Source organism: Pedobacter sp. 05T44 (assembly GCF_056395985.1).
Window position 1 is genome coordinate 172595 of record NZ_JBFTKO010000012.1, and the last position, 13597, is coordinate 186191.

Genomic DNA, 13597 nt, shown 5'->3' on the forward strand with positions numbered 1-13597 from the left:
CAAAATTTATTTGCAGGATATACACACCGGCGCAATTGAGGATATTCTTTCTACATTTTGATGCATATTATACACTGGCTCTTTTGGGGGTGGCTGGTTATTAATGCTTTAAAGGACTTTTCATTGGCTGGCCTTGCTTTTGCATAACTATTATGTCCGGGGAGGACCTTTTAGGAAAGTGAGAGAGATAGGCGCAGGAACTAGGGTGGGTGTTTAGGGTTCATCCACCCTTCTTCTTGATTAAACCAGTTTTATTCCCAAATTGCGATAAGCGTCTAATCTGCTATCGTCACTTGGGATATCAGTAATTAGCACATCTATTTCCTGCATGTCGCATACTTTAAAACTATGCACGCCATCCAATTTCTCTGTATTACTCAATGCAATCTTTTTTATGGAGGAATTTAGCATTGCCTGTTTTACTTCTCCATCTTCATTTATTGCTGCAGTAATTCCAAATTTACTCTGAACAGCACATGTTCCCATAAAATACACGTCTGCCACATAATGCTTAACCTCTTCGCAAGTTTTAACACCGGTATTGGTTTCTGTATTGCGGTTATAAACCCCGCCTAACACAATTATTTCAATTTCTTTAAATTTTGATAGAATTGGAATAAGCGCCTGGTTATTAGTAACCACTCTAAAGTTGGAATCTAGTGGCAAGTGCGCGGCAATTGCACATATAGTGGTTCCCCCATCCATAAACACGGTTTGCCCCTTTTTGATAAATTGCTGTGCCTTTAGGGCTATTACATCTTTTCCTTCGGTAAGATACGCTGTACGATTCTGAAAACTTAATGGGTTTCTTGAAGGTAAAATGGCGCCCCCTCTTACCTTAGCTAATAATCCATTACTATGAAGTGTTTCAATGTCTCTTCTGATGGTATCCTCAGAAACATTTAGTTCGGCTGACAATAAATCGTAAGCTACTTTGCCGTCACGCTTTAAAAGACTAATAATATGATCAAAACGCTCTTCTCTTAACATAACACTAATGTTTAGGTTTCATTTTATAGAAAACAGCTACCAGAATAAGCAAAAAGCCGCTAAAACCTAAAGCTATGGGCAATGAATAATGATGAGCAATAAATCCAAGCATAGCTGGTCCGGCTAATTGTCCGGCATAGCCGATGGTAGTAATTGCGGGAATGGATACTGAAGCAGAAACATTTTTTAACCGGCCACCTTCACTAATGAACACGGGGACAATATTGGCTGCGCCTAAACCCAATAAGATAAAACCCAGCAGAGCGGTAACCAACCAAGGCGTGAGTATTACTAAAAAAATACCTGCGGCACCAATAAGGCTTCCACCGATAACAACTTTTGGCCCGTCAAGGTGGGAAACCAGTTTATCTCCAAGTAATCGCATAGTGGCCATTGCAATTGAAAATGCTGCATAACCAACGCCAGCCAGTTCTTCGTCTATTTTTCTGTTTTCTGTTAAGAAAACTGCACTCCAGTCTAACATCGATCCTTCGGCCAGAAAAACAGCAAAACACATTGCGCCTAAAAAAAGAACACCTCCGGTTAGCCACGAGAACGAGCTGGAATTACTATTCTGATCATGTGAAGAGAAATCTTTAATAGCAGCCCTTTCGGTCTGCTGATCGAATAATGAGCTGTATTTCCATGAAACAATAATGATCAGCAAAACAGCGATACTTACGGCGGCAGTTATTGGCTCCAGGCCAAGTTTCATCAGGAAACCCAAACCCAGGGAGCCCAAAAGCCCGCCAACACTAAAAAGTCCGTGAAGTGACGACATAATTGGTTTACCAAATCTATTTTGCACATGTACTCCGTGAGAGTTCATTGCCACATCGACAGTGCCTACCGCCGAACCAAATATGAACAGTACCACTCCCATCCAGATCACATTGTCCATAATTAAAAGCAATGGAAGTGTTAGCGCCATAACTAAAGCAGAGCACAGCATAACTATCCGGCTCCCGTAGCGATTAGACAAAATACCACTTACGGGCATCATACTAATGGCGCCTGTACCTAACAGTAAAAGTAGTAAGCCTAAACTTGCATCGTTTAACTGAAGCCTTTCCTTTGCATAAGGAACCATCGGTGCCCAACTCGATACGCCAAGTCCACATACCAAGAATACTGCTTTTGTGGCTCGTCTTGCTTTTATCGTTTTTTCAATGATGTCCATAACGCATATTAGTACTGCAAATAAATGCAAATTTGCACAAATACGCAAAAATAATATGGCTTTAGATAAAAGAATTGAATTAGATTAGCCGTAATAGCAGATATAAGCTACATCGTCGTCACATATAATATCAAAAGAAGTACCAGCAGCCACGTGGAAATTTTCCTGGCTTTTATATTCTTTATAGCTGTCGCCCGGAAGTTTTACATGCATAATGCCAGATACGATTACCATTTCTTCTGGTGATGATGCAGAAAACGTATAGGTTCCCTTTTTCATTACGCCAACTGTAGCTTTGCCTTTTAGCGTTTCCAGGCCAAGGCTTTGCACTTTGCCTTCAAAATATACATTGTGAGATATTACGTCGTTAAGTTCAGAAGAGTTATCAGAATTACTCATGATTATAGTTTTATTCGGTTAAAGGTTGTTTCTGAAGGCAAATGTATTAATTAATAAATCTCAATTCTTAATTTTCATAAAGTTCCCGCTTAGATTTCCAAGCCAAAATTGGTGTTTTTTAATGCCATTTTTGGTTTGTTTAAGTTTTAGAAAAATTATATTTTTACAACAATGGATTACTTTAACGCTCTCGAACCCTTACTAAGGGCATATTGGTATATAGCTATACCCGTAAGTTTGATATTTATAATTCAAACTATTTTAACATTTATTGGCGTTGATTCTGCAGATGGAATAGACGCCGATTTTGATGGAAACCTTGATCATGCGGATGCACCCTTTCAGCTATTCTCATTCAGAAATTTAATTAACTTTCTTTTGGGATTGAGTTGGGCCGGTATCTCATTTTACTCCATTATTACGAATAAACCTTTACTGATCATCGTGTCCGTTTTAGTAGGAGCTGGTTTTATCTTTTTGTTTTTCTTAATAATGAAGCAAATTCAAAAGCTGGCAGAGAACAATACTTTTAAGATAGAATCTACCTTAAACAAAAATGCAACTGTTTATCTGCGCATCCCAGCAAATAAAACAGGAACCGGTAAAATCCAGATCAGCATTAACGGATCCTTTCGGGAAATTGATGCCATTACCAATGGAGAATCAATAGAAAGCGCATCAACTGTAACCATCATTAGTATAGAAACCCAAAACATAGTCTTAGTAGAAAGAATTTAGAATGGAAAACATCTTACAATCACCACTTACCATCATCGTTGTTGCCGTTATCGTTATTTTTGTAATGCTATCGGCGTTAATTGCCCGCTACAAAAGATGTCCTTCAGACAAAATTTTGGTTATTTACGGAAAAACCGGAGGAACTTCGGCCAAGTGTATTCATGGCGGAGGCGCCTTTATCTGGCCGGTTATTCAGGATTTCGCGTACCTTGACCTTAAGCCGATTTCAATTGAAGCGAACTTAGTAAATGCGCTAAGCCGTCAGAACATCAGGGTTGATGTTCCATGTCGCTTTACAATTGCCATTTCTACAGAAAGCGACAGCATGAACAATGCTGCTGAACGTTTGCTTGGCCTTGCTGCACCGGAGATACAGGAATTGGCCAAGGATATTCTTTTCGGACAGCTCCGCCTGGTTATTGCCACCATGACCATTGAAGAAATAAACTCTGACAGGGATAAGTTTCTGGATAACATCTCAAAAAATGTAGATACTGAGCTTAAAAAGATCGGGCTTAAACTGATCAACGTTAACGTTACAGATATTAAGGACGAGTCTGGCTATATCGAAGCGCTTGGTAAAGAGGCCGCAGCAAAGGCCATTAACGAGGCTTTGATTAGTGTTGCAGAACAAACCAAAATTGGTGAAACCGGTAAAGCTATTGCCGACAGGGAAAAAGATGTTCAGATTGCCGAGACCCAGCGTGAGCGTGATGTTAAAATTGCCATTACCCAAAAAGACAGGGAAATCAGCATCGCCTCAGCGGTTAAAGATGAAAGAATTGGTAAGGCCGAAGCGGAGAGAGATACGCGTATCAAAACTTCAGAAGCCAATGCCATTGCCGTAAAAGGAGAAAATGAAGCAAAAATAGATATCGCTAATTCCGACGCACTTCGTAGAGAGAAAGAAGCTGAATCGTTAAAAATAGCGGTTTCTGCAGAAAAGGTTCAACAGGCTCAGGCATTGGAAGCATCATACCTGGCTGAACAAAAAGCCGAGGCTGCCCGTTCGGAAAGAGAAAGGGCTACACAGATTGCCAACATAGTTATTCCGGCTGAAATTGCCAAGCAAAGGGCAATTATACAAGCACAAGCAGATGCCGAAACCATTAGGGAAAATGCGAAAGGTGAAGCAGATGCCATCTTTGCAAAGATGGAAGCCGAGGCAAAGGGTCTGTTCGAAATACTAACGAAACAGGCAGAAGGTTATAAAGAAGTAGTAGCCGCTGCAGGTGGCGACCCAACCAAAGCATTCCAGTTATTGCTAATTGAGAAATTACCGGAATTGGTAAAAACACAAGTTGAAGCAGTGAAAAATATTAAGATCGACAAGATCACCGTGTGGGATTCAGGCAGCGGTGCTAGTGAAAACGGCAATTCATCTACCGCCAATTTTGTTTCGGGAATGATGAAAACTGTTCCCCCGCTTAATGATCTGTTTAATATGGCCGGATTAAACCTGCCTAATTACCTAAAAGGCTCGGAACCAACTGATGGACAAGATGCTGCTCCTGCTAAAAGTGAAATAAATAAGGCCGACGAAAGTCCAATGCCGTAAAGCAAGCCGAAGTAAGTTCATAAAAAAAGCCCGGTAATACCGGGCTTTCTCATGGATTAAGCGTTTTATTTTACTTTATTGCCGCTGTTTTATCAGCACTCATAATCACCCCTTCACTTAAATTCTCTGTTTTCAAACTGGCAAAATTATCAAATTTAACATTCTCCATATTACTTGCGATCAAGGTATGCTCATCTGAACTACCACTCATCTTTAACACTGCATCCTCACTGATCACTGTATATAAACTACCCACCCTAGAGTTAATTTTAGCTGTTGCACTTTGACTTAAAAACAACTGAAGATATTTTACATCAAAGTTGCCTTTAGTAACAACTACTGAACCACCTGCAGCTTCTATTCTTTGCAGATCCTTTACAGAAACATTTACCGTAACCTGATTACTTTCTGTAGAGTTGATAAACAAAGTTTCTCCCCTTCTTAAAACTGATGTGTTATTTGCATCGAAGTTTTCATCAACAAAAACTCCTTCCTTATCACTTTGGGTTAATACAATCTTCACATTTCCTGCAACCCAAATTCTGTTGATTCCTTTTGAACTTGTTTTTACTGAAGTAATTTCAATGTTATTGGCAGCTAAAGTTGTCATTGCCGAAGAGGTTAAAAAGATTGCTGCTAATGCTGTTCCGAATAGTGCTTTTGTTAGAGTTTTCATGACTTTATGTTTTAGGATTTTTCTTATTGTTTTTATTAATAAGACCTCACTACTCCCCTTTCGTTTCACCCAAATCCGGCGTATTATACCAGCATCGTGTAACTCACGACAAACTCCCTAAAAATTTCGACCAACGGCTGTAAATATTTTTTAGATATGAAATCAATCGACACTTAAGCCGAGCTGTTCCAGTTTTATTTTGGTGTCTTCATAGTCTGTATGGCAGATTCCGGTTAACCCCAGCCCCTCCGCTATCTGCACAAAAAGCATCCTGTCATCTATATATATACTTGTTTCGACATCACTTTGAGAAATGTCTATAGCAACCTTAAAGATATCTGCATCCGGCTTTCTGAAATGGACAAAACTTGAAGAGATGAAAAAATCAACAAATTCATTTAGTTTGAAAGTACTGATCCGATACTGATTAAGCTCTCTCCCTTCGTTACTGATCACTGCCACCTTTAAGTTATACTTCTTCTTTAGATCGCATATCAGTTTAATCATATCAGGATATGGAAGAGATTTACTGACCATAAATTCTTTAAAATCGTCCTTAGAATAATCCCGGTCTTCATAAAACACAAGCCTATCCAAGTACTCATCAAGTGTAATTTTTCCAACCTCGTAAGTATCAAAGGTGAGGTGATGTCTTTCTTCTACCTCTATAAGATCCAGATTAAATAGTTGCGCTGCTTCGGCCCTTGCCTTCCGGTCCCAGCCGTTAGTGAGTAATACCCCACCTATATCAGTAAAAAGTGTAGTGATTTTTTTGTTCTGAATCATCGTGAATTATTTATTTTACTACGGCAATAGCCATACCATCGTATTCTTTAACGCCAACTGTTTGAAGTATAGTTGCAGTGACATTTTTATTGGAAGCTAACAATTTATTGAAACGCTGCACACCTATAACCCTATCATCTGTACTATTCTCATCAAGTACTTTACCTTCCCGGATCACATTATCGCAAATGATAACCGTTCCCGGATGAGATAGGCTTAATGCCATTTCAAAATACTCAGTATAAGGTGGCTTGTCTGCATCAATAAATATAAGATCAAAAGGTTCTTCTTTGGCTTCCTTTATTTCCAGCATAATGTCCATCGCCTTACCTACTCTTATGTCAACTTTATCCAGGAGTCCGGCATTTTTAATGTTCTGCTTTGCAACATTTGCATGACGGGGATCAAATTCGATTGTAACAATCTTACCATCTTCGGGAAGTGATCTTGCCAGCCATATTGTGCTATAGCCAGCAAGCGTGCCCAGCTCAAGCACTCTTTTTGCATTACACATAAGTGCAATAACCTGCAAAAACTTACCCTGGTTTGCTGTAACGCTGATCTGAGGCATTTCTGCGGTGTCTAAAGATTTTATTGTCTCCTGAAGAACTTCGTCTTCCGGTGCCAACATCTGACTGATGTAATGGTCTACTTTACCAAATATTTCCTGATCCATATACAAATATAAAATTCGCGGCGGCATGTACAATGACAAACCGGGGAGTAATCTTTTCGAAATTTATATATTTGGTAAACAACACAAATGTTTAAATTAAAATGAAACTCAGAATTAAAAACCTAAGCTTAATGCTGATCGTTCTGCTTGCATCTTTTAATGTAAGTAAGGGCCAGAAAACAAAAAGTTTTACCAAGTATGTAAATACGTTTATCGGTACTGCACCACTTACCGATTCAGCGATCCTTGGTTATAACCTACCTAAAGGATGGAGATCGTGGGCAGGACTTACCTTTCCAGGCAGTTCGATGCCTAATGCCATGGTACAACTTAGCCCCATTACAGAATACGGATCGGGCGCCGGATATGAATATGAAGACAACATGATTTATGGCTTTACCCATACCAATAAAGGCCACTGGAATCTTTGCAATATCCCTATCCTTCCTGTTTCAGGAAAATCAACAACTCCAGATCAGGATGGCAAGTTCGGTTCCCACTTTTCTCATAAAAAAGAAAGTTCAGCACCAGGCTTTTATCAGGTATACCTGGATGATTACGATGTTAATGTAAGCCTTACTTCTACATTAAGATCCGGCTATCATAAATATGAATATAAAAACAAAACCGGTCGCAAAATCCTGTTTGACCTTGGCAAAGCAAACAACAGAGTAGGAAATTGGAAAATTGAACAGATAGGAAATACAGATTTGCAAGGGTTTCAAAACGTTGGTGAGGTAATTTATTTCTACGCCAAACTGAACAATAATATCGAAAAGCTGGAAAAACAGGAAGAAGGTTCAAGAAAAGGCTTTGCTATGGTTCACCTGGCAGATGGTGGCAAAGAACCTGTTGAACTTAAAATAGGTTTGTCTTTTGTAAGTACTGAAAATGCTAAAGAAAACCTTGAAAAAGAAATTGGAACTAAATCGTTTAATCAAATCCGTAACGAAGGGACCCAAACGTGGGAAACTATATTATCATCTATTCAGGTAAAAGGTGGAACTGAAAAGCAAAAACAAATGCTTTACTCTTCTTTGTACAGATCTTTGCTATGGCCTGCATTACGAAGCGATGTAAATGGAGAATATACAGATGCAAAAAAGAAACCAGGAAAAGCAGACTTTAACTACTACACAGAACCATCCTTATGGGACACATATCGCAATAAAGATGTGCTTTTAGGGTTGATTTCTCCTAAGGTTGCACTAGATGTAATCAAATCAATGAAGGATGTTGGCGATAAAACCGGATTTATCCCTACGTTTTTCCATGGTGATCATGGCGCTTCATCCATTGTTGGGGCATACCTGAGAGGAATTGACAATTTCGATGTAGAAGGCACTTATAAGCTGCTTTTAAGAAACGCAAATGTATCGCCAGGTGCACGGCCTCATTTGGAGGAGTATATTCAAAAAGGATATATTTCGGATCCTGACATTGCTAATCCGCATGTAGAAACTAAAGCCAATGCAGGGGTATCAAAAACCCTGGAATATTCGTACGATGATTATTCGCTTGCGCAAATGGCGAAGAAGCTTGGAGATACAACCAATTACGGGATCTTAATGGCCAGATCAAAAAACTTTAAAAACATGTTTGATCCCTCCACACGTTTCATGAGGGGCAGATTGCCAAATGGCGATTGGATTAAGAATTTTAATCCTCAGTATCCATACTATGAGTATATGTACAGAGAAGCTAATGCCTGGCAGGTATCTTTCTTTGCTCCTCATGATATGCCGGGATTAATTGAATTGTATGGCGGACCAGTGGGTTTTGAATCAAAACTTGATTCATTGTTTACAGTACCTTGGAACCCTAAGTACATCGCCCGAAATGTAGAAACAATGATCGGTCAGTACTGTCATGGCAATCAGCCAGATCATGAAGCTCCTTTTGCCTATCACTTTATAGGCAAGCCGGAAAAATCACAGAAAATCATCGACAAAATACTGAACGAGCTGTATGGAATTGGCCCTGAAGGCCTGGCACTTTCCGGAATGGATGATGCCGGAGAAATGTCTGCATGGTATGTGTTGAGCTCATTAGGTTTGTACACATTTTCGGCAACAGACCCGGAATACCTTGTAACAGCCCCTCTCTTTGATGAAGTAATTTGGAAAACAAACACCAACAAAACATTAACCATCAAAAAACCAGGTAAAGGACGAGGAATTACTGTTATAAAAGTTAACGGAGTAGAGAACAAAGGTTACTTTGTATCTCATGACCTGTTTAAGAACGGCGGCAATCTAGAAATCATCACAAAATAATGAGCATTCTGGCTAGCTTTTGTAACAAATATGCAAAAGCTAGCCAGAATTTATAGTTTTTAGCCCTCCATACAGGCAACAAGATTTTAATTCCGGCTTTTTTGTAATAGATTTAGGGACTTAACTAAATTTTATGAAGAAAATTCTGCTTAGCCTGGCTCTGGTTTTCTCTGTTACGCTCCTGTTTGCCCAGCAAACTTATCCGGTTAACGGCTCATACGACATCAGACAAGGCACTTACGCTTTCACCAATGCTAATATTGTAGTTAGTGCAAATCAAATTATCCCTAATGGCACATTACTAATTAAAGGGCAAACCATTCAATCTGTAGGAACTGCCACCTCAATCCCTAAAGGATATGTAGTGATCGATTTAAAGGGAAAATTCATATACCCTTCTCTTATTGATGCCTTTACCTCATATGGATTACCTGAAGCCAACCGTGTTTCCGGTCCGCGTCAATCTATATTTACCTCTACAAAAAAAGGTGCTTATGGCTGGAATGAGGCAATAAGACCCGAAACAAAAGCAAACACCTTTTTTGCTGCGGACAGTAAGAAAGCTGATGATTTGCGTAAAGCAGGCTTTGGAACGGTAAACGCAATTAGCAGAGACGGTATTGCCCGCGGAACATCTCTTGCAGTAACACTAAGTGATGAAAAAGAAAACAGCACCATACTTAATCCACAATCGGCAGCGAATTACTCTTTCAGCAAAGGATCTTCGCAAAATGATTATCCAACTTCTTTGATGGGTGCAATAGCCTTACTGCGTCAGACTTATTACGATGCACAATGGTATGGCAAACAAAAAGAAGAATACAACATCTCCTTGGAAGAGTTTAACAAACAACAAAACATTCCTCAGATTTTTGAAGCAGAGGGATGGCAAAATGTACTAAGGGCCAGCAAAATTGCACAGGAATTTGGCAAACAGTACATCATAAAATCTAATGGTGATGAATACCAAAGAATCGAGGCTGTTAAAGCAACCGGGGCAAGTCTTATTATCCCCATTAATTTCATTAAAGCCTATGATGTTGAGGATACTGTTGAAAACAGGAATATAACGCTGGCGCAAATGAAAGCATGGGAAATGGCTCCTACCAATCCGGCAGCGCTGGAAAAAGCAGGAATTAAATTTTCACTTACCACTCAGGGCCTGGAAGCACCAAAAGATTTATGGACAAACATACGCACCGCTCTTGATAATGGGCTAACTCAAAAACAAGCGCTCTTATCACTTACTGAGATCCCTGCCGGGATGATTGGAATAGCGGATAAAGTAGGTACTCTTGAAAAGGGAAAACTGGCCAACTTTATTATTACATCGGACAGCCTCTTTAAAAAGGAAAATATAATAGAAGAGAATTGGGTGCAAGGCAAACGCTTTATTCTGTTTAAAAAAGATGATGCTTTAAAAGACACGACAAACAAAGTGATTGCTAAAACCGCTGAACCAAAGAATAAAGATGCTGTAGGTTCATTAATTTTTCCATTTACCGCCTTTGGCAATACAACACCTTTAAAACAGGAAAGCGTTTTATTGAAAAATGCTACGGTATGGACAAATGAAAAAGAAGGTATTTTACAAAATGCCGATGTCCTTTTAGAAAACGGCAAAATCAAAGCTGTAGGCAAAAACCTAAATACCGGAAACGCCAAAGTAATTGACGCAACGGGTAAACATGTAACACCTGGTATTATAGATGAACACTCCCATATTGCAGGTACCGGAGGTATCAATGAAGGTGCACAATCTGTATCTTCTGAAGTACGTGTGGCAGATATTATCAATTCTGAAGATGTAAATATTTATCGTCAGCTAGCTGGCGGAGTTACTACTTCACAGATTCTACATGGCTCTGCAAACCCTATCGGTGGTCAGTCACAATTGATTAAATTAAGATGGGGCAAGTTACCAGAAGAGTTAAAGTTTGCAGGGGCCGATGGTTTTATAAAATTTGCGCTTGGCGAGAATGTAAAACAGAGCAACTTTGGCACCGGCGCACGATTCCCGGTTACCAGAATGGGCGTTGAACAGACCTTTGTTGATGAATTTACACGTGCAAAAGAATATAAATCAGAACTTGCCAAAAAGGGCAACACTGTTCGCAAGGATCTGGAGTTAGATGCCATAGTAGAGATTCTGGATAATAAACGCTTCATTACCTGTCACTCTTATGTACAGTCTGAAATCAATATGCTCATGCATGTTGCAGATAGCTTAGGTTTTAAGATTAATACTTTTACCCACATTCTTGAGGGTTATAAAGTAGCCGACAAAATGAAAGCCCGCGGTATCAACGCTTCTACATTTTCTGATTGGTGGGCTTATAAAATGGAGGTTGCCGAAGCGATTCCCTACAATGGAAAAATCATGCATAACGTAGGCATCACAACTGCATTTAACTCTGATGATGCTGAAATGGCCCGCAGATTAAATCAAGAAGCAGGGAAAGCTGTTTTATATGGTGGTGTACCCGAAGAGGATGCCTTTAAATTTGTAACGCTAAACCCTGCAAAAATGCTGCACATTGACAATAAGGTAGGCAGCCTTAGGGTAGGTAAAGATGCTGATGTGGTAGTTTGGTCTGATAATCCGCTATCTATTTATGCCAAGGCCGAGAAGACTTTTGTAGATGGTGTTGCATACTGGGATATAGATCGTGATGCCCAGATCAGAAAAGAACAACAATCGGAACGGGCGCGGTTAATTCAAAAAATGAAGGACAGCAAAGACAAAGGCAGCAAAACGCAACGCCCTAAAGCAGAGCAAAAGCACTTGTATGATTGCGAAACATTGGAAGATTATTCTCTTGAACTTAATGAAATGGAAAGGACTCATGACCATGAATAAATACATTTTAACGCTATTGATGTTGCCTTTGGGATTAAGCAGCTTTGCACAAGCCAACATTTCACCGGCAAAACCTCAGGATAAAAAGACCATTGTGATGGGTGCGAAGCTTCATGTAGGCAATGGAAAGGTTATTGAAAACAGCTACCTCATTTTTGATAAAGGAAAAATTACAGGCGTAGGAGATGCAACAGTTGCCCGTATTGATATGACTGGCTCAACAGTAATCCACGCAAACGAAAAACACATCTATCCCGGGTTTATTGCTCCCACCACCAATCTTGGGTTAATTGAAATCAGTTCTGTTAAAGCTACGCTTGATTATAACGAGATTGGGGATTTCAACCCACACATCAGAGCTTTGGTGGCTTACAATACAGACTCTAAAGTACCTGCTACTGTAAGAAGTAACGGTGTACTAATGGCTCAGATAACTCCACAGGGCGGCACAATATCCGGCAGCTCATCAGTAGTACAGCTCGACGCCTGGAACTGGGAAGATGCTGCTATCAAAAAAGATGATGCCATGCATTTGAACTGGCCTGTAACGCCAAAATTCAGGAACACTGGTAATAGACCTGTTGTTTCTGCCGATGTGCTTAAAGAACGTACACAAAACCTTCTAAATGCCCTTGATCAGTTTTTTGCTGAGGCAAAAGCCTATGCCGAAACAGATAAACCTGCAGTAACAAATACAAGATTTGCAGCGATGAAACATTTGTTTGATGGCAGTCAGCGACTGTTTATTACCGCAGCAGGCGAGAAAGACATCATTGCAGCGGTTAAGTTTGCCAAAAAATACGGCATTACGCCTGTTATTGTAGGTGGCGATGAAGCTTATTTAATTACCAGTTTCTTAAAAGAAAACAACATAGCAATTATAGTAAATGAGCCCCATAACTTACCCGATTCTGATGATAGTGATGTAAATATGCCTTATAAGAATGCTGGGGTATTGGCCAATGCAGGACTCGATGTAGTGATGGGTATGCACAGTTATTGGCAGCTAAGGAATCTTCCTTTTATGGCTGGCACTATTGCTGCCTGGGGTTTAGATAAAGAAAAAGCTTTACAGACCATTACATTAAACACTGCAAAAGTACTAGGAATAGATAAAACGGCTGGAAGTTTGGAAATTGGTAAAGATGCGACTTTCTTTATCTCCGCTGGTGACGCCCTTGATATGAAAACCAATAAAGTTGAGCAGGCATTTATTCAGGGCAGAGACATTAATCTGGATAACCTCCACAAGCAGCTGGACAAAAAGTTTAGTGATAAATACAATGCTGGGAAGAAGTAGCTCGTGTCGTCTCGATTTCTATGACAAAACCAAATCATTTTTATAGATGGTTTGGTTTTTTATTACAGCGAATATCCTATGGATGATTTTGTTTCTTACCGCATTTAAAACGCTCATCTTGTTCTTTCCCTCCTGAACTTTTCGTTTATAATATGTCC

At 39.7% G+C, this 13597-nt stretch carries 11 protein-coding genes; 5 read left to right on the forward strand and 6 right to left on the reverse strand.

Going from position 1 to position 13597, the window contains the following annotated elements:
• Positions 1 to 240: 240 nt before the first annotated feature.
• From AC1DDK_RS18515 to ppnP, 3 genes are all read right to left on the reverse strand, one after another.
• Positions 241 to 990, reverse strand: coding sequence for a DeoR/GlpR family DNA-binding transcription regulator (locus AC1DDK_RS18515; RefSeq protein WP_172662222.1), 750 nt, complete (start codon positions 988 to 990; stop codon positions 241 to 243).
• 4 nt (positions 991 to 994) lie between these two features.
• Positions 995 to 2170, reverse strand: coding sequence for an MFS transporter (locus AC1DDK_RS18520; protein WP_172662223.1), 1176 nt, complete (start codon positions 2168 to 2170; stop codon positions 995 to 997).
• Positions 2171 to 2254: 84 nt separating this feature from the next.
• Positions 2255 to 2569: a pyrimidine/purine nucleoside phosphorylase gene (gene ppnP / locus AC1DDK_RS18525; RefSeq protein ID WP_172662224.1), complete on the reverse strand. Its 315-nt coding sequence runs from the start codon at positions 2567 to 2569 to the stop codon at positions 2255 to 2257.
• A gap of 171 nt (positions 2570 to 2740) precedes the next feature.
• Here ppnP and AC1DDK_RS18530 point away from each other — a divergent pair, with 171 nt between their 5' ends.
• Both AC1DDK_RS18530 and AC1DDK_RS18535 read left to right on the forward strand, forming a co-directional pair.
• A complete protein-coding gene (locus AC1DDK_RS18530; protein ID WP_172662225.1) occupies positions 2741 to 3307 on the forward strand; it encodes a serine protease in 567 nt (188 codons plus the stop codon).
• A gap of 1 nt (position 3308) precedes the next feature.
• A complete protein-coding gene (locus tag AC1DDK_RS18535; protein WP_172662226.1) occupies positions 3309 to 4865 on the forward strand; it encodes a flotillin family protein in 1557 nt (518 codons plus the stop codon).
• 70 nt (positions 4866 to 4935) lie between these two features.
• Here the strand turns inward: AC1DDK_RS18535 and AC1DDK_RS18540 are convergent, their stop codons facing one another.
• From AC1DDK_RS18540 to AC1DDK_RS18550, 3 genes are all read right to left on the reverse strand, one after another.
• On the reverse strand, positions 4936 to 5541 hold the full coding sequence (locus tag AC1DDK_RS18540) for a GIN domain-containing protein (RefSeq protein WP_172662227.1): 606 nt from the start codon (positions 5539 to 5541) through the stop codon (positions 4936 to 4938).
• Between the two features lie 162 nt (positions 5542 to 5703).
• Positions 5704 to 6327, reverse strand: a complete 624-nt coding sequence (locus AC1DDK_RS18545; protein WP_172662228.1) for an HAD family hydrolase — start codon at positions 6325 to 6327, stop codon at positions 5704 to 5706.
• Positions 6328 to 6337: 10 nt separating this feature from the next.
• Positions 6338 to 7003, reverse strand: coding sequence for an O-methyltransferase (locus AC1DDK_RS18550; RefSeq protein WP_172662229.1), 666 nt, complete (start codon positions 7001 to 7003; stop codon positions 6338 to 6340).
• Between the two features lie 101 nt (positions 7004 to 7104).
• On the opposite strand from AC1DDK_RS18550, the gene AC1DDK_RS18555 reads away from it, so the two are divergent.
• From AC1DDK_RS18555 to AC1DDK_RS18565, 3 genes are all read left to right on the forward strand, one after another.
• A complete protein-coding gene (locus tag AC1DDK_RS18555; RefSeq protein WP_288883405.1) occupies positions 7105 to 9279 on the forward strand; it encodes a GH92 family glycosyl hydrolase in 2175 nt (724 codons plus the stop codon).
• A 133-nt stretch (positions 9280 to 9412) separates the two neighbouring features.
• Positions 9413 to 12139 carry an amidohydrolase family protein gene (locus tag AC1DDK_RS18560; protein WP_172662231.1) on the forward strand — a complete coding sequence of 909 codons (2727 nt, stop codon included), beginning with the start codon at positions 9413 to 9415 and terminating at the stop codon, positions 12137 to 12139.
• A complete protein-coding gene (locus AC1DDK_RS18565; protein ID WP_337717034.1) occupies positions 12069 to 13439 on the forward strand; it encodes an amidohydrolase family protein in 1371 nt (456 codons plus the stop codon). The genes AC1DDK_RS18560 and AC1DDK_RS18565 overlap by 71 nt, the downstream gene beginning before the upstream one ends.
• Positions 13440 to 13597 lie beyond the last annotated feature (158 nt).

Bases quoted from the DNA above. Each gene is read 5' to 3' on its own strand.
- AC1DDK_RS18540 (WP_172662227.1), bottom strand. From the start codon at position 5,541: ATGAAAACTCTAACAAAAGCACTATTCGGAACAGCATTAGCAGCAATC.
- AC1DDK_RS18535 (WP_172662226.1), top strand. From the start codon at position 3,309: ATGGAAAACATCTTACAATCACCACTTACCATCATCGTTGTTGCCGTT.
- ppnP (WP_172662224.1), bottom strand. From the start codon at position 2,569: ATGAGTAATTCTGATAACTCTTCTGAACTTAACGACGTAATATCTCAC.
- AC1DDK_RS18530 (WP_172662225.1), top strand. From the start codon at position 2,741: ATGGATTACTTTAACGCTCTCGAACCCTTACTAAGGGCATATTGGTAT.
- AC1DDK_RS18555 (WP_288883405.1), top strand. From the start codon at position 7,105: ATGAAACTCAGAATTAAAAACCTAAGCTTAATGCTGATCGTTCTGCTT.
- AC1DDK_RS18565 (WP_337717034.1), top strand. From the start codon at position 12,069: ATGATTGCGAAACATTGGAAGATTATTCTCTTGAACTTAATGAAATGG.
- AC1DDK_RS18520 (WP_172662223.1), bottom strand. From the start codon at position 2,170: ATGGACATCATTGAAAAAACGATAAAAGCAAGACGAGCCACAAAAGCA.
- AC1DDK_RS18560 (WP_172662231.1), top strand. From the start codon at position 9,413: ATGAAGAAAATTCTGCTTAGCCTGGCTCTGGTTTTCTCTGTTACGCTC.
- AC1DDK_RS18515 (WP_172662222.1), bottom strand. From the start codon at position 990: ATGTTAAGAGAAGAGCGTTTTGATCATATTATTAGTCTTTTAAAGCGT.
- AC1DDK_RS18550 (WP_172662229.1), bottom strand. From the start codon at position 7,003: ATGGATCAGGAAATATTTGGTAAAGTAGACCATTACATCAGTCAGATG.
- AC1DDK_RS18545 (WP_172662228.1), bottom strand. From the start codon at position 6,327: ATGATTCAGAACAAAAAAATCACTACACTTTTTACTGATATAGGTGGG.